This is a genomic window from Streptococcus sp. SN3 (assembly GCF_030439905.1).
Genome location: NZ_JAQFJF010000006.1, coordinates 36,633 through 58,751, shown reverse-complemented (window position 1 = coordinate 58,751; position 22,119 = coordinate 36,633). Strand labels below are relative to the sequence as shown.

The window sequence follows — 22,119 nt, the reverse complement described above, 5'->3', positions numbered from 1 at the left end:
AATGATACCAAGAACGCCGACAATGCGACTGAAAATTAGGGAACCAACGAAGCATTCGATGAATGCCAGACGGTTTATCTATTTTCCGAGCATTTCGTTCGGGTTCAAATCCTTTCTTATTTCCTATTTTTACTTTAATTTTCTTTTTGATACTCTTCTTAGGTGGCGACGCCGTCAGAGCTTGACTTCGTCAATCTCTTTGACTAAACTTTGAGCCTAAAGTCTCAAAGTTTGCGTAAGTAGCGCCACGACAAAGAGTATCGTCTTTGGTTCGCTTCGCTCATCAGAAGCAAAGCTAAACGAATGTTTTCTTCCTTCATAGTTTATTGTCGTTTCGGACAAGCTTTACGCAGTAGCTGATTGGCAGTTCACTTCGCAAACGCTCGTGACCAGCCTAATCACCCTTGCGGGGCTGCGTCAACGAAATCACAGATTTCTGACTTACCGCCTAATTATAAACAACCACCATTGCTGGTCGAAGAATACGATCGTGAAGTTTGTAGCCTTTTTGGAAGACCTGTGCGATGGTATCTGCTGGGTGCTCGTCGTCAGCTGGAACTGTTTGAATGGCCATGTGATAGTTATGATCAAACGTTCCGTCCGCTGCGATTTCTTCAATTCCTTCTTCTTTGAGAGCATGAATCAAGCTTTCCTGCACCATCTCTAAGCCTTTTTTGACATCATCCGTCAACCCTTCGACAGCCAGAGCTCGCTCTAAATTGTCCAACGATGGCAAGATTGCTTTTGCCAGATCCTGACTGCGGTACTTTTGCAGCTGCTGGCGTTCTTCACTCGCCCGACGCTGGATATTCTGCATTTCTGCATGAGCACGGAGATATTTATTTTCAAAATCTTCTGCCCGCTCATTGGCTAGTTCTAATTCTGTTTTTTCAGGACTTACTGATTCAACCTGCTCAGCTGTTTCTACAGCTTCCTCTTTTACTTCTACATCTTCTGGATGTTCTTCTTGTTTATGTTTTGCCACAAGGCACCTCCTTTTTAGGAATATTTATACTATAATTAATGGACTTCATAGTGATTACTACTCAGATATCGATAAAAATCAGTCAATTTCATGGTCAGCACACGGTTGACAACATTCATCTGGCTGACCAGCCGTTGGTAATCAAGATTAACCGGACCAACAACTGCCAGCACCCCAAAACCTCGATAAGGAATGAGGAATTTGCTGGAAATTAGAGTCAAATCAGCCAAACAGCTTTCTCTGCTGTCTGCCACGCGCACACTTTGCATCTGATCTTCAGCTAAACTATCTCGAAGTTCAAAAGCTACTTTTTGGGGCTGATCAAAGAACTGATAACTCTCTAAATCTGCAAAATCTAATAATCTTACCTTCCCAGACACAATGACATTTTCTTTGAAAATATCACTAAAGATATGCTCGAAAAGATCCAGAACATTGTCGGTCGTTGTAAAATAACGCTGGATAATCTGAGGAATCTCTGTTCGGATTTTATAGTGAATATCAAGAACTGTTTGTCCTAAAAAACGATCTTGAATCAATTCTTTCAGCTGAACCAAATCACCTCGTAGGAAATTACGGGGGATCACGAACTGGCTGGTAATCGTATTGGACTCATCTAAAGTGAAAACTGCTAAAGCTGTATGTTGGCTGAGAATCACGATGTCAAAAGCAGTCAAGCGTTGTTGACTTGGCTCTACATCAAGTGCTGCCACTGTACATCCGCTCAACATTGAAAGAACATCTGCTGCCTGTTGAAGAACATCCTCTAACTTGAAGAATTCACGATCAAATGCCTTTATCACTTCATAGAGTTCATTTTCAGCAAGACGATCAAAGGAAAGGGAGTGTTTGACAAAGTATTGAAAACCTGCAACACTAGGCTTACGTCCACTTGATGTGTGTGCTTTTTCTAAAAGGCCTTGTTTTTCAAGAATAGCCATATCATTACGAATCGTCGCACTGCTTGATTTGATTGACTCTTGTAGCGCTTTGGATCCGACTGGCTCGTGGGTCTTGGTAAAGATATCAATAATCAAATTCAAAATCTCATTTTGACGCTCCGTGACCACGGCATCACCTCCAATCAAGATTCCAATCTCAATTAGCACTCAACCGACTCGAGTGCTAACTCATGATTCTATTATACACTCTTCCACACCAAAGTCAAGACAAAAACTCAAAAAATTAGCACTCTTTTTACAAGAGTGCTAAAAATCAGACTTAAGATGAAGTATTTGCACATCATTCTTCTATTATCTTAAACCCTAAGCTAGTGCTATCACGGAGAAACATCTGAACAGTTTCCAATGAATACTCATATAGATCTTTGCCATTGAGAGATAATTTTTGAATCAAATCTGGTGTACAAGTGATAATATCTACACCTAACTCGTCTGCCTGATAAATATTGTATGCTTCTCGTGGACTCGCCCACAGCAATTCCACACTAGATTTTTGATGACATAAAGTCAAAGATTCTTTCATAATCGGTATCGGATCCACACCTGTATCAGCTATCCGCCCCGCAAAGACAGACACGATTGATGGCAGTCCTGCCTTTAAAACTGGCACAATTTCCTTGACTTGTTCTACAGTAAACACCGCTGTCACATTAACTTTAATTCCTTTAGATGTTAATCGATCAATGAGAGGAAGAGTTGATTCACCTCGAGAATTGATGACCGGAATTTTCACATAGACATTTTCACCGAGAGAAGCTAAGAATTCCGCTTCTTTCTCCATGATTTCCATCTCGTCTGAAAACACCTCAAATGACACTGGAAATTCTGTAATTTTTGTCAACACTTCTTTGGCAAATTCTACATAACTTGTAATGCCCGCTTTTTTCATTAGACTAGGATTGGTCGTAAAACCCGATACTAACCCAGACTCTAAATCCTTTAACATCTTATCCAATACCGCACCATCTGAGTAAACTTTAATAGATAATGTTTTAACCATATTTTTCTCCTTTATGTTATTCTTCAGAAATATTATTTAAAGCTGTATTTCCCTTTGTAATAATGGATGGTAACAGTAAAACTACGACTAAAACCGCTACAATCAGATAAACACCGATTTGTCCAATGGAATTTCCAACATTACCCAGCAAAATTCCAAATACGCCGAAGTCAAAATCGCCAAATGTTGTATTTGCAAAACCCAATTTTCCTAAAACGGGTAAGAGCGTTGCAGGAAGAAAGGCTAGAAACAAGCCATTTACAAAAGATCCCAAAATAGCTCCACGTCGCCCCCCTGTTGCATTTCCGAATATTCCAGCAGTTGCTCCACAGAAAAAATGAGGCACCATACCAGGAACAATCAAAACACCACCAATTGCTCCTAACACGAACATACCAAGCAAACCTCCAAGGAAACTAAAAGCAAAACCGAGAATAACAGCCGTCGGAGCATAAGGAAAGAATACAGCACAATCCACAGCAGGAACAGCATTCGGAATCAATTTCATTGCGATACCTTGGAAAGCTGGAATCAAATCTGCCAAAATCATCCGAACACCAGCATAAACGATAGCGACACCAACTGCGAATGTCAAACCGCCTACAATAGCAAAGATGAACGGATTTTTTCCTGCTGCTAATTCTGTTACAGTTTTAGGATTATTGATGAGACAGGCTACAACTGCAATGAGGTAAAATACGACCATTACCAAGCCTGTCGAAATGGTTGTATTTCTCAAAAAACTCCACTTCTCAGAGATATGCAATTCTTCCGTACTGGGACTGTTTTTGCCAACTTTAGAACCAATCCAAGCTGACAGATAGTAACCCAGACTACCAAAATGTCCCATAGCAATCTCATCTCCATCGGTGACTTTCAGAGTATACTTTTGCCCGATAGCTGGCGAAATTGCAGACCAGGCCCCAAGAATAAAGCCGCCAACCGCAACTAAAGCCATTCCTTTAAAGCCAATCGCTCCCAATACTGCAGACAAAAGACAAGCCATAAAGAAACTATGGTGTCCTGTTAAAAAGATATATTTGAATCGCGTGAAACGTGCAAACAAAATATTTAAAACCAAGCCAACAATCAAGATAGACATGGTTTCAACACCTAAAATCTTCTGAGCTACCGAAGTTACAGCTTCATTATTTGGTACAACCCCTGTAATGCCAAAGCCTTGGTCAATCAAAGTAGCCAAAGGAGCTAGGTTTTGTTGGATAACAGTCGCTCCAGCAGCTAACATCAAATACCCTAGAATAGGTCCTAATGTTCCTGTTAACACCTTGTGACTCGGAGTGCGCAAAGCGACTAAGCCAACGAAGGCAATCAGGCCCATCAAAAACGCAGGTTCGCTCAAAATATTTTGTAAAAAAGTCAGTACTCCATTCATCATAAAACCTCCATTCTTATTAAGGATTCATTTCTTCTAAAACTGGAACCAAATCTGCTTCAATCTTCTTACGATTTGTGTAGCTTTTGACAATACAGACTTTGGTTTCTACTGGAAAAATATCTTTAAATTCTTTAACTGTTACGTAAAGATCGGCACCTTTTCCGACTGCAGCATTTGAGTCACAAGACTCTACCTCCACTTCGATACCCAAATCTTTAGCTATTGCTTCCACCTTTAAACGTAGTAAAAGACTGCTGCCGATTCCATTTCCACAAACTGTTACAATTTTAATCATAGCTTTCTCCTTTCTCAATTGCTTCTGTGATGATGCATAGTATTTCATCAATTGTTTCCGCCCTAATTAAGCTCCCTACTACTCCTTCATCATCCAAAATCATTGCCAGCTCCTGTAACGATTTCAAATGAGAAGTCGAATCAACTGCAGCCAAGACAAAAATTAGTTGAACTTGCTTTTCCTCATCTCCTTCATCTGTTATATCAAAATCCACAGGTTGTTTGAGTTGCAATAAACTAATTCCCAATTTATCAACTCCGTATTCAGGCGATGCATGTGGAACAGCAACCCTTGGTGCCAGTACAATATATGGTCCCATTTGCTCCACCGAATCAATCATCCCTTCCACATAAGATTGGTGGATATAACCTTGTTCCAGCAATGGAGCAGATGCCACTTGAATCGCTTTCTTCCAATCAGGCACACACTCTATCTGCCTTATTAATTTTCTTTCCAGTAAATCTACCAAACCATATCCTCCTAGTTCTTGTTTTTCTTGATTACCCATGATGTAAGTCGATAATTCTCTGCGAAGCTTACTCATATCCTTAATCTCTGCATGCCTATGGATAATCTGCAATAATTCTTCAACAGAAATTCCCATTTCATCTATATTAAAGTCGGTACAAACTTGTTTTTTCAACATGATTTTCTCCATTGAATTCATCAAAGGTTTTAACAAATAAAGTGGCTTATTCGTTTCAAAATAAATTGTTGAAAAAATCATGTCGTAAGTAGAAACACCAATTTCTTTCACCTGTTTTAGCTGGTGCACCTCTCGAAATACCATTTTAGGAAATAGCTGCTTTAACTCCGACTGAAGAATCAAAGAAGAACTAACACCATTTGGACAAATAGTTAGAGCAGTCAACTTCGCACTCTGATTTGATGTCCCAATCTGCTCCAGATACCCACCAAAATGAATGGTGAAATAAGCAATTTCATCATTGCTAATCGTCTTTTTCAAATATTTTTCCAAAGGGCTCAAACTTCGCCTTACAAGATGAAAGAGTGAATTGAAATCCTTTAGAATCTGCTCTTTTAAAGGATTATTCAATGGAATATCAAACAAAAGTCGATAAAAAGCCGGATAAAGATGAGCATATAAATCTTTTCTAAATTGAATGGAATCTCTAAATTCAATCCCTGTATAAGCTTTTACTTGATTGATAATCCGATCCATAATGAAAATCATTAACGGGTCTGGATTGTCTATCAAATCTCCTTGAATACATCCTGCTAACCGACTCATGATAAAATAACGTTTCTGCTCTAGCAAAGGATAAGAAACCACCAACTCTTTCACAAGTCTCCCTATGGAAGATTGTTCCATTTTCGATAAATATGGAGGTCCAATGACAGTCTGTTCTTCCCATTGTTGGCTAACCAAAACTGCTAATAAGTAGCTCACTGCTTTGGTTTTTTCAAAAATAAAAACCAAATGATATTGACAGCCCAAATCATATAAGAAGTTATAAATCTCTTCAACATTTATTTGAATCTGGCATTCATCCAGCACATATTTGATGACCCAACTGCCACTAGCTTTGGCTAAAATATTTTCTACCACTTGCTCAAGTAGAAGCATACGCTTTGTGTCGGTTGCACGTATAATGTAACCTTCTTGTCGAGTATAGACAAGTTGCCCCCCATATTTCTTTGCCTGCAATCTCGCTTTTTTTAAATCAGATAAAACCGAATTTTTACTCATCTGAAGTAAGCATTGCAAATGAGTATTAGAGACAAAATCAGTATTCAATAGAATATAAAGTATGATCATATCCAATCGCTCTTCAAAGAACAAATATTCACCTGAGTCTAATGACATCCGGGAAAATAGATCATTGAGAGAAATATCTGGCATTTGAATATACGATTCTTCTATTTGTATCCGTGGTAACCCCACACTAAACAATATATCATTGATTTTACGTATATCCGTCAGCACCATTTTTCTATTGGATTTCAGGAGAACAGCTAATTCTAATATAGAGGCATTCGGATAGCTAGAAAAGATTTGAAATTTTTCAATGAGCTCATTTGATAACACGATGATACCTCCTACAATTTTAGTATAATATAAAAAGTATCCGCTTTCAATTCAGATTCAGCCCAATTTATTACCCAGGTCATTAGCTTCGAATTGTGCTTTGGTTGAGAAATATATGAAAAAGCAGGGAAATTTCCCTGCTTTTTCATATACAAATTCTATCTAAACTCCCTTGATTTGTTCATATCAGTTGATTTTGAACACTTTATTTTGCTGACTGTTCTGCTAGTTCTTTTGCCCCCACTGTGCGATAAGACATATCACCAACATATTCAACTGTAAAGCGACCCTCTTCGTACTCAACAACCGTCACACTACCATTATCTAAACCATGCGGTCTTGTTTGGTCAATGAGATATACAAAAGTTCCAATAGTCATGCCGTGGCTAGCAATCAAAGCATTGCCACCACCAGAGGCTTCTATTTCTTTTGCAATGTCTAAAAATCCTGTCCAAATACGATTGCTCAATTTTTCCCAACTTTCAGCCCAACCAGCAGTATCCACTTCCACCAGACCTTCGGCCAACTCAGGATAACTCAATTGATGAACATGCTCTACGTTAAAAACACGCGGCATCACTCCCATGAACAATTCGCCATCATAGGCTCCATCAAAACTGCCAAAACACCATTCGCGAAGTCGTTTATCTGTGCGATAAGGAATGCGTCCTGTTAAACCGAGTTCCTCTAGCAGAATCCCCATGGTTTGAATCGTCCGCCCACTATCACTAGAAAAAGCTTTTGCAAATTGAATCCCAGACTTGCGAAGTCCAATCCCTAGCTCACGAATTCCACGTTCTCCCACAGCGGTCAAAGGTGTATCAGACCAGCCTTGTGCCCGACCGATTGTATTAAACATGGTTTTCCCATGGCGAACAATGTATAATCTTGTTTTTGCCATATCTTACCTCCGTTTTTCTCACTATATTATATCATTTTTTGCAGAAAATCGTTTGAGAGATGAAAGAAAAATCAGGAGTAAGATAAAAGTCACAATTTGTAAACATCAACTTTTCTTACATTCCCGTTTTTATAATTATTTTTGTTTTTCCAGTATCTTAGCACCCACTTGGCGATAAGACATGTCTCCTAATGTTTGAATGGTAAATTTCCCATTTTCATATTCCACAACTGTTACACTGCCATTTTGCACGCCAGGATTTTTGGTAATCGCTTCATCAATCAGATACGCAAAAGCACCGATTGTCATACTATGACTGACGACAAGAGCATTGCCTCCGCCAGAAGCTTCTACATCTTTAGCAATCGCTGTAAACCCATCCAGAATCCGACTGCTCAATTGTTCCCAAGGTTCAGCCCAACCAGCTGTATCGACTTCAACCAAGCCATTCGCCAACTCAGGTAGACTCAGCTCCTTATAGTCATCTGTATTAAGAACTCGTGGAATCACGCCATAAAAAAGCTCACCACCATAGGCGCCATCAAAACTTCCGAAACACCACTCACGAATCCGTTTGTCAAAAGTATAAGGAATGTTGCCTGTTAAACCGAGTTCTTCAAGGACAATCCCCATGGTCTGAATCGTTCGACCGGAGTCACTGGAAAAAGCTTTAGAAAATTTCAACCCCGACTCTCGCAGACCAATTCCTAATTCATGGATGCCACGTTCCCCTTCAGCCGTAAGTGGCATATCACTCCATCCTTGCGCCCGACCAATTGTATTAAACATCGTTTTTCCATGACGAATAATGTATAATTTCGTTTTTGTCATTTCAATCTCCTTTTCAAAAGAAAAGGCCTGTCATACAGACCACATTTTAATTTTTAAAACTATGAATTGGTGCTGGAATTTGTCCACCACGCGCGATAAAATCAACAGATGACGCCTGATTAACTTTCATGACCGGAGCCGTTCCTAAAAGACCGCCAAATTCAATCATGTCCCCTTCTTTTCCTTTAGGAATAATCCGCACCGCTGTCGTTTTCTGATTGATAACGCCAATTGCCGCTTCATCGGCAATCATAGCTGCAATGGTTTCAGCAGGTGTTGCCGCAGGAATCGCAATCATATCCAAGCCTACTGAGCAGATAGCAGTCATGGCTTCTAATTTTTCTAGATTGAGAGATCCATTTTGAACTGCTGCAATCATCCCCTCGTCTTCTGAAACTGGAATGAAAGCACCAGACAAACCGCCGACTTGATTGCAAGCCATTACGCCACCTTTTTTGACTTGGTCATTAAGCAAAGCCAAAGCTGCCGTCGTTCCATGCGTACCGACCGTTTCCAATCCCATTTCTTCCAAAACACGAGCGACAGAATCCCCAACAGCTGGCGTTGGTGCCAAACTTAAATCAACAATTCCAAATTTCACACCTAGGCGCTCTGAAGCCATTTGACCGACCAATTGACCGATACGAGTGATTTTAAAGGCTGTTTTCTTAACCGTTTCTGCCACCACATCAAAGCTCTCACCACGGACTTTTTCCAGCGCACGCTTGACAACACCAGGACCAGAAACCCCAACATTGATGACTACATCCGCTTCACCGACACCGTGAAAAGCTCCTGCCATGAAAGGATTGTCCTCGACAGCATTCGCAAAAACAACTAATTTCGCAGCTCCCATATCAGAAAGTTCAGCCGTTTCCTTGATGATACGTCCCATGTCTGCCACCGCCGTCATGTTAATGCCTGACTTGGTGGAACCAATATTGACAGAGGAGCAAACCTTATCAGTCTCCGCTAAAGCTCGCGGAATGGAACGGATAAGGATTTCATCTCCTTTTTGATAACCCTTTTGTACCAGAGCAGAAAAACCACCGATAAAGTCAACACCGATTTCTTTTGCCGCTCGATCCAGCGCCTTTGCCAGTGGCACATAATCCTCACTATCGGTCGCTGCCCCAATTAGGGAAATAGGCGTGACAGAAACGCGCTTGTTGACAATGGGAATCCCTAGCTCAGCAGCAATTTCATCTCCGACAGCTACCAAATCTCTAGCTTTACTGGTAATCTTCTGATAGATTTTTCCCGCCGCTCGCTCAATATCCGTATCAATACAGTCGAGAAGTGAAATGCCCATAGTGATAGTCCGAATATCAAAATTCTGCTCCTCAATCATGGCAATCGTTTCAGTAACCTGCTTTATATCCATTTTTTCACCTCTGTTAGATATTGTACATGGCATCAAAAATTGCTGCACTTTGAATATTGATTTTAATATTGAGAGTTTTGCCAAAGGCTTCAAACTCCTCGCGCAAAACAGTGAAATCTTTCTTTTCATCACTAGAAACGACTGCCATCATCGTGAAAAATTCATCTAAAACCGTTTGTGAAATATCATCAATATTCAAACCAAGCTCTGCAATCTTGCTAGACACTCCTGCCACAATCCCCGTTCTATCCTTGCCAACAACCGTAATAATCGCTTTCATTCTTTGCTCCAATCAACATACTTTTTCCTATTGTAGCATAAGTAAAGGAAATTTGCATAAACTGAAAGAGAAAAATCCGAATTTTAATCCTCAAACCTTGCTTAATCGTTATCAATTGATTGTCGATTCTTTCCAATGAACACGACAATCCAGCACTTGCTGCTTTTCTTCCTGATGACGACCTTCAATCTGATCAATCAGAATTTTCGTTGCTTGCTGCCCTTCTTCAAAAGCTGGTTGGACAATTGTCGTGATGCTTGGTGAAGATAAGCTCGTCCATTCTGTATTATCAAAACCAATCAAGCCCACATTTGGTATATCAAAATCCAAGTCTTTCATAACGGTAAACACCAGTGGTAAAGCCCAGCAATTTGGTGCAAAAACTAAGGTTTTCTCTCCTGAATTGACTTCCTTTTGCAAAAATTCTTTCATTTTATCTAAGTCAGTGTGCTCATCCTCAATAATCAAACTTGTATATTCTAAGTTGGAATCTGCCAAAGCATCCATAAAGCCACTAGCTCGTTCAATCCGTGTACTCAATCGGCTAATATCTGCCGTGATGAGAATATATTTTTCATAACCTTTTGCAACACAAGCCTGTGTCACATCATAGACTGCATCGTAATTATTCGTTTTGACCCAACTTGTCCGATGTTCATACAATTGACTATCAAAAAAGACCATTCGCTTCTTTTTTTCCTCAATAATGCGAGAATATTTTCTAAAGTTTGAAGTCGGCTGAATAATGAAACCATCCACTCCTAACAAAAGCATACTTTCGATATATTTGTCTTCACTTTCTTGGTTGTAATTGCTATTTCCAATCATAACCTGATAACCATTTTGATGTGCAATATCCTCAATTCCTTTGACAATCTGATTTGAAAAACTATTGGTAATATCGCCAATCAAAACGCCAATCAATTTGGTTCGCTTGGAGTTGAGGCTGCGCGCTACAATGCTAGGCTTATAATTAGTCTCTTCAATAACCTTTTTGATTTTCTCTCTGGTTTCCTGAGACATTTTTTCATATTTACCATTTAAGTAAAAGGAAACAGTCGTTTTTGAGGTCTGAGCAATTTCTGCAATATCTTTTATGGTCAATTTTTTTGCCAATTTAAGGTCCCTCCTAAGCACTCATATTATAACATATTTTATCACAAAACGATGGCTTCAAATCCCATAAAATCAGACTTTTCTAACTTTTTAGTCTGATTTTTGTACAAGTTTTTTTGTCATAGATAACACATTTTCCTCTCATTTTAATACCATTGACCACACATAATTTTTCTCCTTTGTAAATATCATCATTTAACACTAAGATCAGTTTATTTGTGCAGTCATTTTCTATTTCAATTGCAAGTGCATTAGGAAGCCGGCGCCCATCTGTTTGATAAACTGTATGATATTTTACAGTAAATGATTGATCCATAATCAGAGTGGCATCAATGATTCGATCTGAAAATTTCTGTATTTTGACCAATTTATGACTTTCTTCCAGTTCATTATATTTCTTCGAAATAAATGTTTTTTCTAACGCCAGCGGAATCTCGCTCCAAATCTTAAGGTCATTGACTTGACTTGGACTACCAGCAACTTGGCTGTCTAGTATAAATTGAGTTCGTAATTCATGCTCTCCAGCACATCTAATGTCATCCACTACAAACCAAACACCTTCTTCCAACATGATGATTTTCCGAGTATGCAAGTAAGTAAATGGATTTGAAGCCAGATAACTGCCTTCCACATAATGAGCATCTGAAACTCTTTGATAGTCACAAAACAAAGATTGTGGATAATTTTCATAATCCCAAGAACCAGATACTATTTCAGGCGGTGTCTCATCAAGGATACATCCGGTGTGACTCCAGGCACTTTTTAGAACAGAGCGTTCTCCTATCTCTCTGTAGGTATAGCGACCAGAATCCACAAAAATTGACTTGCCTTGATCCTGCAGGCAAAAGCTATTTTGATCACTGTGAGTATGGGCGCTGCCCATCGGTCCATTTTTGAAAAAGAAATGGCTCCGAGGCGTCTGAATACAAACCTGACCAGAATCCTTGAAAAAAGCAGTTCTTGTTCCTTGTTTTTGAGCTTTTAATGTTGCTAAACGATCAGCACCTTTTCTCCCAACCAACAGCAAACTATATGGATCTAAGTATGGATTTTTTAATGAGAGTAATTGTTCATCTTCTAAAACGAGAGCAGATAAATTCAGAATATCCCACGTATCTGTACAGTCGCTATCACCAAAAGCAATCGTCTTTCCATCCAAGCCTGTCATCATCTGAATGTAGGTAGCCATTTTTCCTAACAAAGTCGCATACTTGTGCTTCAACTCTGGTAGCAAGATACACAATTCTAACAGAGCTTTATAAACTTCTACATGATACAAAATAGACTGCTCAAACTGGGTGCCATCTTCCAAAATTTGAATTTGTACCTGTTGCTGTAATTCTTCTATTGCAAACAGATATTCTTCTTCAATATCAAGCTGTTCTGAAAAGAAATGATAGATGGCAATCATTGGAATGGTCTGCAAAATCCCCCAATTACTGAGTGTATACTTGTCACGATAACACCTTCTCATAAAGTGAATCTGGGTTTCAAGAGAGCGGTAAATGGTTTGCAACTCCTTTTCTTCCAGCAAATCCAATTCCAATAAAAGCAGCAAAATTTTCAACCAAGTAAAACAGCGAATCCCTGTATCTAAGGTTCTAGTCGTCAAAGATTGCGGAGAAAATTCCTGTACTTGCTCTATCCAATCAAAAATGAAAAACTTCAATTTTTGAATATATCGCATGTCTCCCTCGACCAAGTAACCAATAACAAAGTTCAGTAAATACTCCTGCCGATTGAGCATGTACGTCCACTCTGGATCTTCTTCAAATAGCACTTCCCAATTCATCGGCTGAATCTGATGTTTTCTCGGGCACGGCTCCATATCCCAATTTCCATCAAACAAAAAATAATGGCTAAACATTCGTTCAAGGGAGTGCTGAATGCGGCTATATTCTTCCTTTTGATAGCGAAGAATATAATGTCGATAATACTCTATATCAAAATCTTCAAAAAAAATAGTTCGTTCTTGTTTCATATTTCCTTACCTAAAAAATGGTTGATACAGTTCTGCTTCTCTAGAAATCTGCCTTTTATCCTACCCTACAAAGCAGATTAGGTTCTCTCCATTCGCTTTTTTAAGCTTGGAAGAGAACCTAATCTGTCATCTAGTTGTTGATTTATTATACAGTACGCTTTGAGGTTAGAGATTTTTATCTCCAATCCATCATAAATAAAGCAAGCAGCATTCGTGTTACTAGATTATCAATTCAAATACCATATAATGCTACACCTTACCATTAATCAGAGGTTGGAAACTTCTGTCCTTGTTCCTTTGTCTTTCCCATTATGCTTTCTTTTTCCACATAAATCGTTACATTCTTAGCAATTTGCAAGGTCACCAACTCATCTTGAATGGAAATAATTTTACCATGAATTCCAGACAGTAATAGAACTTCATCACCAGCTTTTAAAGAAGCTAGATAAGTTTTTCGTTGCTCCATCTGTTCTTGAAGCATTTTTTGCTGACGGAAATGACTGATGCTTGACAGTATAATCGGAGTTCCTGCCAAAACAATCAATATTCCATAAAGTAAAGTCGTATTCATTATGCTAAAATCTTAAGCCAGCTGCCAATAATACCAATGATAACTGTCAGAATAACTAGTTTGTAGGTTGTCCATTTCTTTTCTTTGATCAAATAGTAAACCAAAAGAGTAAAGAGAGCTGGCAGAAGCGCTGGTGCTACTTTATCAAGCATACCTTGAATGCTCACGATACTTTGATTTGTACCTGCTTTTACTTTTCCAGCGGCAAATGTAATAGGCACTGTCATCTTAACAGAAGTAGCTGCTAGACCTGCAATAACCGTCACGCCAATGATATTAGCAATCCGCGAAATAGTCGCCATTTGCTCACTTAGTTTGTCAATGACAGTTGTTCCCAACTTATAGCCATACAAACCAGTAGATAATTTAATCCCTGTCAAAATGGTATTCATAGCCAAGAAAAACAAGATTGGACCAATAATCAAACCATCTTTCGCAAAAGAAGCTGCGATTGTGGAGAAGAGTGGTGCCAAGCAGAATTGTGAAAGTGAATCTCCAATCCCGGCCAAAGGTCCCATCAATGCCATTTTAATGTTACGTGTTTCTTCTGTGGGACGATCATTTTCTAACATGACTAAGTGTAAACTCGTAATAAAGGGTAGAAAGTGAGGATTCGTATTGTAAAATTCACAATTTTCTTCTAATGCTTTGTAAAGACCTTCTTGATTATCACCATAGTGTTTTTTCAAAGCAGGATACATAACATTTGCATACCCTAACCCTTGATAATTGCTGTAGTTAAAGCCATTTTGTAAAAAGAATGCCCGCAAAGATGTTTTGAGATAATCATTCTTGTTTAATTTAGATCCAGTCATCGTGTGCTTCCTCCTCTACCACATGATCTGCTGTTTTTGGTTTGTTGTAAAATTCGATTAAAGCAAAGATTGTACCTACAATAGCAATACCGATTGTCGGAATTTTTAGATAGGCCGCACAAACATAACCTAGTAATACAAACGGGATCAATTCTTTCTTAGCCATGACAGATAAGATCATTGCAAACCCAATAGCCGGAAGCATTTTACCAGCAACCGTTAAACCAGAAAGTAATACTGGCGGAATGTAGCCTACTAATTTCAGCAAAGTATCCATTGACAGAGCACCCAAGCATCCCAAAGCAAAGCCAATCACAGCAAACAACCAAATCGTCGCATTCAACGTAATTTTGAATTTCTTCATATCACGATTTTTCAAATGCTTCATAGCTGTTTCTGGCGCACCTGCACGTACCGTATATGCAAAAGTTTGTACAAATTGAATTGCAACGGCAATTGGAGTAGATAGAGCAAGTGCTGCTTCTGGCGTAACTTTTCCTGCACTTGTAATCGCCATCAACGTTCCAAAAATACCAGGTCCGATTGGATTTGGCGGAACCGTTCCTCCAGCACCAACACCAAATCCCATATAAGCCAATTCACCAATTGCTCCCATTGTTAAAGCAGTTGGCAGGTCTCCTAAAATAATCCCTACGCCAAATGACAAAACAATACATCTGTTCGTATAAATCCCTAACAGCATTCCACTAAAACAGAACGCTGTCCATAAACCAATTAAAATCGCTTGAAATAAATTAATTGACATCATGAATCTCCTTTTTTTAAATATAATCCAATATATTTACTTCTACAGCTCCATCATTACCGCTTGGAGTTGTTTTTGTATTAAAAGTTACCTGATAAGACTGACTCAGTTCCTTAATCGCTGCCTTATCCTCTTCTCCAAGGAAAATAGAACGTGTAACCTGTTCTTTTCCTTCTGCATTATGAATATTTCCAATATTGATTTCCTTAATTGGAACACCACCTTTTACCAAAGTTAGTGCATCTTTCATATCTTTCAAAACAATAAATATCGTTTGAGCAGGATTTGCTTTGTGAATAATATCAATAACTTTTTGCAACGAGAAGAAGCGCATGGCAATAGAATCTGGTACAACCGCCTTCATCAATGTTTGTTGAATCTTATCAGTACTCACTTCGTCATTTGCCACGATAACTGTATTGCAGCCTAGATATTTCACCCATAACTGTCCTTGACCATGAATCAATCGTTCATCCACACGGGTCATAATAATATTTGGTGTTGTCATCTCTCTCCTCCTACCAATATAAATTCCAATCTTTATAGAAACGTATTAAAGCTTCCAAGTAATAATAATCGCCCCATATATTGCCTTCATCTACTCCTTTGCCAGAATGCCATGAGTACACTCCATGAAGAAGCGTCGTTCCTCCAGGCTTGTACTGATCACTAGCATAATCTTCTATCAGAGAGCGAAGCATAGCGTGCATCGCATGTTTGTAAATGTCTTTATCTTTATCTACTTCCGGCAAGTATTTCAGCATTTCATGAATCCCACAGACCGCAATAGCTGTCGCAGAAGAATCACGAGACTGTTCACTACCATCACTAAAGATTAAATCCCAATAGGAAACATGATCTTTTGGCAGGCGATTCAAGAAATAATTCGTTACACCTTTGAATAAATCAAAACAAGATTCATCTTTCAAATGGCGATAAGTCAATGGAATACCATACACACCCCAAGATTGTCCTCTTGCCCAGCAAGAATCATCGCTATAACCTTGTCTTGTTACACCTTTTAGAGGGTGACCTGTTTCAGGATCGAAGTAAAATGTGTGAAAAGATGAGGCATCATCACGAATGACATTATTGACAGAGGCATAAAAATGTTTTTCTGCAATCTCATAATATTTTTGCTCACCTGTTTCTTGATACGCAAAGAATAGCAACTGAATATTGAGCAAACAATCGATAATCAAACGATAATGTTCTTTCTTACCTAACTCACCCCAAGCCTGAATAAAGCCTCCTTTTTCTTGATAGCGTTCAATCAGCTTATCTGCTGCTTTTAAGGCAGCCTCTTTAGCATTTTGGTCACCGTCCAACTTATATTCACTCATGCACGATGGAGTATAAAGAAAGCCTAAGTCATGGTGATCTAGTTCTACTCTTTTATTGACCCGTTCCAAGAAAGACAAGACATTTTTATGAGCTATTTCTTTAAATTTTTCATCATGACTGTATTCATAAGCCAGCCACAGTTCTCCCGTCCAAAAACCATTGGTCCATTCTGTATTATCCATAATTGGATAAACATTATCAAAGGTTGCGGGAGTCGGGAAGTCTTCCTTAAAATAATCAAGATTAATCTCTAACTGCCGAATGACTTTCTCAATTGCCTGTTCTACTTCATTTTTTGTCAAAAGCGGAACTTCTAAAAATCGTTCAGGAGTGTTAATTTCTTCAATCGTAACTTTTTTAATCATTCCTTTTACCTTTTTAAATTCCTGACTCAAAATCTTCTTCTATTACTTCTGAATCATCTGAAAACAACTCTCTGCCATTGACAACACCGCCATGTGCTGCTGCAACTGCTTTTTTAGCAACTTCATCAAATGAAAGTGTCATTCTCGCAAAAACGGTTTCCAGCAACATAGCTAAATTCAAGCCTGACAAAACATTCATTTGCAAATCTGGTCTATTTCCCATTATCGTGGATGCCACCTTAAACGGCGTTCCACCTAATAAATCACACAAGACTAAGACCTCTTCGTCGCTTGTAATAGCAGCTAGAATTTTTTCTTTTAGTTCGTTTGCGGACATGCCTTCCACAAAATCAATAGCATCTACTTTCTCTTGCTCGCCCGCAATCAATTTCAAAGAACTATGAATCCCTGTAGCGAAATTTCCGTGTCCTATAACTATGATTTTCATACATTCTCCTCTCTTTTAAGTTTACCGGTTTACTTACATTTTCCATTGTAGCCTATTGTTTTTTACTTGTCAATACTTTTTTCAAAAAAATATTAGCGCTTACATCTCTTTTGAAATCTATATTTCTTTTTAACATTTAGTAGATTATCTTCAAAAATCCGAAAAGCAGATTTTTACAAAGGTTCCACTACTAAATATCAAAAAAACATTTTTTATCGTTGACAAAACCGGTTTACTAGAATATAATCTTGTTAGAATGAAATCTTATTAAACTGAAAGGAAATAAAATATGACAGAAAAAATTTTCTCCATAGAACAATTTTCTCTAAAGGGAAAAATCGCCCTTATCACTGGAGCTTCCTACGGAATAGGTTTTGCCATTGCCAAAGCCTACGCTGAAGCAGGAGCCACTATTGTTTTTAATGACATCAACCAAGAATTAGTTGACCGAGGTTTAACTGCTTATCATGAAGCAGGAATCTCAGCACATGGATATGTTTGCGATGTTACTGACGAAGCTGGCATCCAAGCAATGGTTGAGCAAGTTGAGCGAGAAGTCGGCATTATTGATATTTTGGTCAATAATGCCGGCATCATTCGCAGAGTTCCTATGTGCGAAATGAGTGCGGCTGATTTTCGCAAAGTGATTGATATTGACTTAAACGCACCGTTTATTGTTTCCAAAGCCGTCATTCCTTCGATGATTAAAAAAGGACACGGAAAAATCATCAACATTTGCTCCATGATGAGCGAGCTCGGTCGCGAAACAGTCAGTGCTTACGCCGCTGCTAAAGGTGGACTCAAAATGCTAACGCGTAACATCGCTTCAGAATACGGCAGTGCTAATATTCAGTGTAATGGTATTGGTCCTGGCTATATCGCCACTCCTCAAACAGCACCATTACGCGAATTACAAGAAGATGGCTCACGCCATCCATTTGACCAATTTATCATCTCTAAAACACCTGCGGCACGCTGGGGAAATCCAGAAGACCTCATGGGACCAGCTGTTTTTCTCGCTAGTGATGCTAGCGACTTTGTCAATGGACATATTCTCTACGTTGACGGTGGTATCCTAGCTTATATCGGAAAACAACCAGAATAGAAAGAAGGACTAAAAATGAAAATTGCTTTAATTAACGAAAATAGTCAAGCTGCTAAAAACCACATTATTTATGATGCCTTAAAAGAAACAACTGACAAAAAAGGATATGAACTGTACAACTACGGTATGTATGGAAAAGAAGGCGAAAGCCAATTAACTTATGTTCAAAATGGTTTACTGGCAGCCATTCTCTTAAATACAAAAGCTGCTGACTTTGTCATCACCGGTTGCGGTACTGGTGAAGGAGCGATGGTTGCTTTAAATAGTTTTCCTGGTGTGGTCTGTGGCTTGGCTGTCGAACCAACAGACGCCTACCTCTTCTCTCAAATAAATGGTGGCAATGCTCTTTCAATCCCTTATGCAAAAGGCTTTGGCTGGGGTGCAGAATTAAATCTAAAATTGATATTTGAACGACTTTTTGCTGAAGAAGTTGGCGGTGGCTATCCAAAGGAAAGAGCAATTCCTGAACAACGAAATGCTCGTATTTTAAACGAGGTTAAAAAGATTACCCATAACGACCTGCTAAGCGTTCTAAAAAACATCGATCAAGATTTCTTGAGAGAAACAATTGCAGGAGAACATTTCCAAGAATACTTCTTTGCGAACTGCCAAGATAATGAAATCGCAGCTTACTTAAAAGGACTTCTTGATGCATAAATCCATTTTGCAACCCGAAAGGAATTGACACATGACGAAATTATTGCTATTTGGTGAGCCACTGATTCGAATTACGCCTGTAGACGTTTCTTCTCTTGGTGACCAAGTGGTCAGCACAACTTATTTTGGCGGATCGGAAGTCAATATCGCCTGTAATTTACAGGCCTTAGGAATTTGCACAAAACTTTTTACAGGATTGCCAGATAATGAAATTGGTAATCGATTCCTAACGTTTTTGAAACAGCATGACATCGACACTAGCACTATTTTCCGACTTGGTGACCGACTTGGGGTTTATTATCTGGAAAATGGATTTGGTTGCCGCCAAAGTGAAGTTTTTTACGACCGCAAGCATACTAGTATCAGTCAGATTCGTCCTGAAATGCTGGATATGGACTGCTTGTTTAAAGGAATCAACCATTTTCATTTCAGTGGCATCACAGTTGCCATTGATGAGCAAGTCCGCGAAGTGCTACTATGTCTTTTGAAAGAAGCAAAGCAAAGGAACATCACCATTTCTATGGATCTCAACTTGCGCACTAAAATGATTTCTGTCTTAGAAGCCAAATATGAATTTTCAAAATTCGCTCGCTATGCCGACTATTGCTTTGGAATCGATCCAATTATGGCAGATGAAACAGATCTTGACATGTTTCCAAGAGAAACAGCAAGTTTGGCGGAGATTGAAAATCGCATGCGTCATTTAAAAGAAATCTATTCTTTTAAAGCCATTTTTCATACGTTCCGCTCCACTGATGCACAAGATAAAAATGTCTATCAGGCTTATGCGCTCAGTGATACATTTGAGCAATCTGTCCAGCTAAAAACTGCTGTCTATCAACGTGTTGGAAGCGGAGATGCTTTTGTTTCTGGCGCACTCTATCAATTACTCATGCAAGCTTCTTTAAAAGATACACTTGACTTTGCTGTTGCGAGTGCGACCATGAAGTGTACTCTTGCTGGCGACAGTATGAGCAAATCTGCTACAGCCATTGAAAAATTGCTAACAACCACCAAAGATATTATTCGTTAGGAGAATAGCATGACTAAATCAGATATCATTATTGAATTAAAAACACAAAAAATTGTCGTTGTTGTTCGTGGAAAGACAAAAGAAGAAGGCCTCAAAGCATCTATCGCCTGTATCAAAGGTGGTATCAAAGCTATTGAAGTTGCTTATACCAATCAATACGCTGGCGAAATTATAAAAGAGCTAAACCACCTATATCAAGATGATGCCAGTGTTTGTATCGGAGCTGGAACTGTACTGGATGCTGTAACCGCAAGAGATGCAATGCTAGCAGGTGCTCATTATATTGTTTCTCCTTCTTTCAACTCTGAAACTGCAAGAATCTGTAATCTCTATGGCATTCCCTATATTCCGGGTTGTATGACCTTAACAGAAATCACCACAGCACTGGAAGCTGGCAGTGAAATCATCAAACTCTTTCCAGGAAGTGCTCTAAGTCCAAAATATATCTCTGCCGTTAAAGCACCGATTCCTCAAGTAGCTATCATGGTGACAGGTGGCGTCAATTTGGATAATGTTTCAGATTGGTTTTCTGCTGGTGCGGACGCCATTGGTATTGGTGGAGAATTTAACAAACTTGCCAGCCAAGGTAATTACGAAGCGATTACAACAATTGCTAAACAATATACCGCACTGAAGTAAAAAATCTAGTCCTTTTCTATTGATAAATTGTAAAATATAGTTCAACAAAAAAACTCATAGCGTTTCATTGGTGTAAACTGTAAGTAACCACACAAACAGAACCCGAGGAAAAACTATGAGCTACTCCCATCTTACCATAACCGACCGAATAAAGATAGAAACCTACTTGGAATTAGGTTTAAAACCTTGCCAAATTGCAAGTAAACTTGGCGTCCATAAGTCTACCATTTCAAGAGAGTTAAGACGATGTCAAAATGGTTATTCCGCAGTCTTAGCACAGGAACAGTACGACCACAGGGCTAAGCAAAAAGGTCGGAAGTCTTGTTTAACACCAAAGTTGAAAAAGGAAATTGAGAACGGTTTAAAATCCTCCTGGTCGCCTGAACAGATTTGTGGGCGCTATCAGCTTGAACAAAAGCCAATGGTAGCTTTTAAAACCATCTATAACTGGCTCTATGCTGGTTTGATTGATCTGGATTTAAGCGTCCTCCGTCGTAAAGGAAGAACTCGACAACCCAAAGAAACACGTGGGACATTTAGGATTGGCACGCCGATTGCCAAACGTCCTAAAGAGGTTCGGAATCGTGAAACTTTTGGCCACTGGGAGCTTGATACTGTAGTGTCTTCCAGAGGCAAAAGCAAGGGGTGTTTAGCGACTTTTCTAGAGCGAAAAACTCGTTTTTACTTAGCCTTCAAGATACCAGATAGAACAGCCAAAGCCATGTTTTCAGCCATCGAACAACTTTGTAAGCTATTTCCAAAAGAGACTCTTAAAACCTTCACTTCAGACAGGGGAAAAGAGTTCGCCTGCTATCCTCTAGTAGAGAATTTAGGAATTTCCTTTTTCTTTGCGGACGCCTATTCATCTTGGCAGAGAGGAAGTAATGAAAACGCAAATGGCTTACTAAGAGAATATTTCCCAAAGAAAACAGATTTAGCTGCTATCTCTGATGAGGCTTTGAACAAGGCCTTATATGATATCAATCACCGACCACGAAAATGTTTAGCTTACAGAACTGCTTATGAAGCTCTAGTGGATGAGTTAGAGTAAATGTTGCACTTATTCTTGCAATTTATCTTTAAAAAAAGAAAAACAAGAAATCTATTATTGAAAAATACAAGCTAAATAGGCTAGGAAAATCCTAGCCTGTTTTAACTATCTTACACTATCAAAACACCTATAGAGGACGATTTG

The 22,119-nt window shown here is 38.9% G+C and carries 23 protein-coding genes; 5 read left to right on the top strand and 18 right to left on the bottom strand.

Annotation, left to right across the window (positions count from 1 at the left end; translation table 11 throughout):
• Positions 1 to 448: 448 nt before the first annotated feature.
• The 18 genes from grpE to PCY71_RS11005 form a co-directional block, all read right to left on the bottom strand.
• Positions 449 to 985 carry a nucleotide exchange factor GrpE gene (gene grpE / locus PCY71_RS11090; RefSeq protein ID WP_049477126.1) on the bottom strand — a complete coding sequence of 179 codons (537 nt, stop codon included), beginning with the start codon at positions 983 to 985 and terminating at the stop codon, positions 449 to 451.
• Between the two features lie 35 nt (positions 986 to 1,020).
• On the bottom strand, positions 1,021 to 2,055 hold the full coding sequence (gene hrcA / locus PCY71_RS11085) for a heat-inducible transcriptional repressor HrcA (RefSeq protein ID WP_006270270.1): 1,035 nt from the start codon (positions 2,053 to 2,055) through the stop codon (positions 1,021 to 1,023).
• Between the two features lie 172 nt (positions 2,056 to 2,227).
• The gene (locus PCY71_RS11080) at positions 2,228 to 2,947 is read right to left on the bottom strand and encodes a transaldolase (RefSeq protein WP_003070595.1); all 720 of its coding nucleotides are present in this window, start codon (positions 2,945 to 2,947) and stop codon (positions 2,228 to 2,230) included.
• A gap of 16 nt (positions 2,948 to 2,963) precedes the next feature.
• On the bottom strand, positions 2,964 to 4,340 hold the full coding sequence (locus PCY71_RS11075; RefSeq protein ID WP_003070596.1) for a PTS ascorbate transporter subunit IIC: 1,377 nt from the start codon (positions 4,338 to 4,340) through the stop codon (positions 2,964 to 2,966).
• 19 nt (positions 4,341 to 4,359) lie between these two features.
• On the bottom strand, positions 4,360 to 4,638 hold the full coding sequence (locus tag PCY71_RS11070; protein WP_003035564.1) for a PTS sugar transporter subunit IIB: 279 nt from the start codon (positions 4,636 to 4,638) through the stop codon (positions 4,360 to 4,362).
• Positions 4,631 to 6,688, bottom strand: coding sequence for a BglG family transcription antiterminator (locus PCY71_RS11065; RefSeq protein ID WP_006270214.1), 2,058 nt, complete (start codon positions 6,686 to 6,688; stop codon positions 4,631 to 4,633). The genes PCY71_RS11070 and PCY71_RS11065 overlap by 8 nt, the downstream gene beginning before the upstream one ends.
• Positions 6,689 to 6,893: 205 nt before the next feature.
• Positions 6,894 to 7,589: a histidine phosphatase family protein gene (locus tag PCY71_RS11060; RefSeq protein WP_003070598.1), complete on the bottom strand. Its 696-nt coding sequence runs from the start codon at positions 7,587 to 7,589 to the stop codon at positions 6,894 to 6,896.
• Between the two features lie 135 nt (positions 7,590 to 7,724).
• Positions 7,725 to 8,420, bottom strand: coding sequence for a histidine phosphatase family protein (locus tag PCY71_RS11055; RefSeq protein WP_003070599.1), 696 nt, complete (start codon positions 8,418 to 8,420; stop codon positions 7,725 to 7,727).
• Positions 8,421 to 8,466: 46 nt separating this feature from the next.
• Positions 8,467 to 9,804, bottom strand: a complete 1,338-nt coding sequence (locus PCY71_RS11050; RefSeq protein ID WP_301412625.1) for a PFL family protein — start codon at positions 9,802 to 9,804, stop codon at positions 8,467 to 8,469.
• A 13-nt stretch (positions 9,805 to 9,817) separates the two neighbouring features.
• Positions 9,818 to 10,084, bottom strand: a complete 267-nt coding sequence (locus tag PCY71_RS11045) for an ACT domain-containing protein (protein ID WP_003035507.1) — start codon at positions 10,082 to 10,084, stop codon at positions 9,818 to 9,820.
• Positions 10,085 to 10,195: 111 nt separating this feature from the next.
• Positions 10,196 to 11,200 carry a LacI family DNA-binding transcriptional regulator gene (locus tag PCY71_RS11040; protein WP_020999406.1) on the bottom strand — a complete coding sequence of 335 codons (1,005 nt, stop codon included), beginning with the start codon at positions 11,198 to 11,200 and terminating at the stop codon, positions 10,196 to 10,198.
• Between the two features lie 82 nt (positions 11,201 to 11,282).
• Positions 11,283 to 13,181 (bottom strand): heparinase II/III family protein, encoded by a 1,899-nt coding sequence (locus PCY71_RS11035; RefSeq protein ID WP_301412624.1) that lies wholly within the window; start codon positions 13,179 to 13,181, stop codon positions 11,283 to 11,285.
• A gap of 262 nt (positions 13,182 to 13,443) precedes the next feature.
• Positions 13,444 to 13,752 carry a preprotein translocase subunit YajC gene (gene yajC, locus PCY71_RS11030; RefSeq protein ID WP_006270279.1) on the bottom strand — a complete coding sequence of 103 codons (309 nt, stop codon included), beginning with the start codon at positions 13,750 to 13,752 and terminating at the stop codon, positions 13,444 to 13,446.
• On the bottom strand, positions 13,752 to 14,567 hold the full coding sequence (locus PCY71_RS11025; protein WP_003035586.1) for a PTS system mannose/fructose/sorbose family transporter subunit IID: 816 nt from the start codon (positions 14,565 to 14,567) through the stop codon (positions 13,752 to 13,754). Before PCY71_RS11025 ends, yajC begins: the two co-directional genes overlap by 1 nt.
• Positions 14,554 to 15,333, bottom strand: coding sequence for a PTS mannose/fructose/sorbose/N-acetylgalactosamine transporter subunit IIC (locus PCY71_RS11020; RefSeq protein ID WP_003070605.1), 780 nt, complete (start codon positions 15,331 to 15,333; stop codon positions 14,554 to 14,556). Before PCY71_RS11020 ends, PCY71_RS11025 begins: the two co-directional genes overlap by 14 nt.
• 16 nt (positions 15,334 to 15,349) lie before the next feature.
• A complete protein-coding gene (locus PCY71_RS11015) occupies positions 15,350 to 15,841 on the bottom strand; it encodes a PTS system mannose/fructose/N-acetylgalactosamine-transporter subunit IIB (RefSeq protein WP_025271640.1) in 492 nt (163 codons plus the stop codon).
• 10 nt (positions 15,842 to 15,851) lie between these two features.
• Positions 15,852 to 17,042, bottom strand: coding sequence for a glycoside hydrolase family 88 protein (locus PCY71_RS11010; RefSeq protein WP_144209199.1), 1,191 nt, complete (start codon positions 17,040 to 17,042; stop codon positions 15,852 to 15,854).
• Between the two features lie 13 nt (positions 17,043 to 17,055).
• Entirely contained in the window at positions 17,056 to 17,490 is a 435-nt protein-coding gene (locus PCY71_RS11005) for a PTS sugar transporter subunit IIA (protein ID WP_003035587.1), read from the bottom strand.
• Between the two features lie 289 nt (positions 17,491 to 17,779).
• Between PCY71_RS11005 and PCY71_RS11000 the strand changes: the two genes are divergently transcribed.
• From PCY71_RS11000 to PCY71_RS10980, 5 genes are all read left to right on the top strand, one after another.
• Positions 17,780 to 18,595 (top strand): gluconate 5-dehydrogenase, encoded by an 816-nt coding sequence (locus PCY71_RS11000; RefSeq protein WP_025271637.1) that lies wholly within the window; start codon positions 17,780 to 17,782, stop codon positions 18,593 to 18,595.
• Positions 18,596 to 18,610: 15 nt separating this feature from the next.
• Positions 18,611 to 19,252 carry an RpiB/LacA/LacB family sugar-phosphate isomerase gene (locus PCY71_RS10995; protein WP_009569354.1) on the top strand — a complete coding sequence of 214 codons (642 nt, stop codon included), beginning with the start codon at positions 18,611 to 18,613 and terminating at the stop codon, positions 19,250 to 19,252.
• A 31-nt stretch (positions 19,253 to 19,283) separates the two neighbouring features.
• Positions 19,284 to 20,285 (top strand): sugar kinase, encoded by a 1,002-nt coding sequence (locus PCY71_RS10990; protein WP_219123439.1) that lies wholly within the window; start codon positions 19,284 to 19,286, stop codon positions 20,283 to 20,285.
• A 9-nt stretch (positions 20,286 to 20,294) separates the two neighbouring features.
• Complete coding sequence (locus PCY71_RS10985; RefSeq protein ID WP_003070610.1) at positions 20,295 to 20,924, top strand: bifunctional 4-hydroxy-2-oxoglutarate aldolase/2-dehydro-3-deoxy-phosphogluconate aldolase; 630 nt, start codon at positions 20,295 to 20,297, stop codon at positions 20,922 to 20,924.
• Between the two features lie 115 nt (positions 20,925 to 21,039).
• On the top strand, positions 21,040 to 21,975 hold the full coding sequence (locus tag PCY71_RS10980) for an IS30 family transposase (protein WP_144356552.1): 936 nt from the start codon (positions 21,040 to 21,042) through the stop codon (positions 21,973 to 21,975).
• Positions 21,976 to 22,119 lie beyond the last annotated feature (144 nt).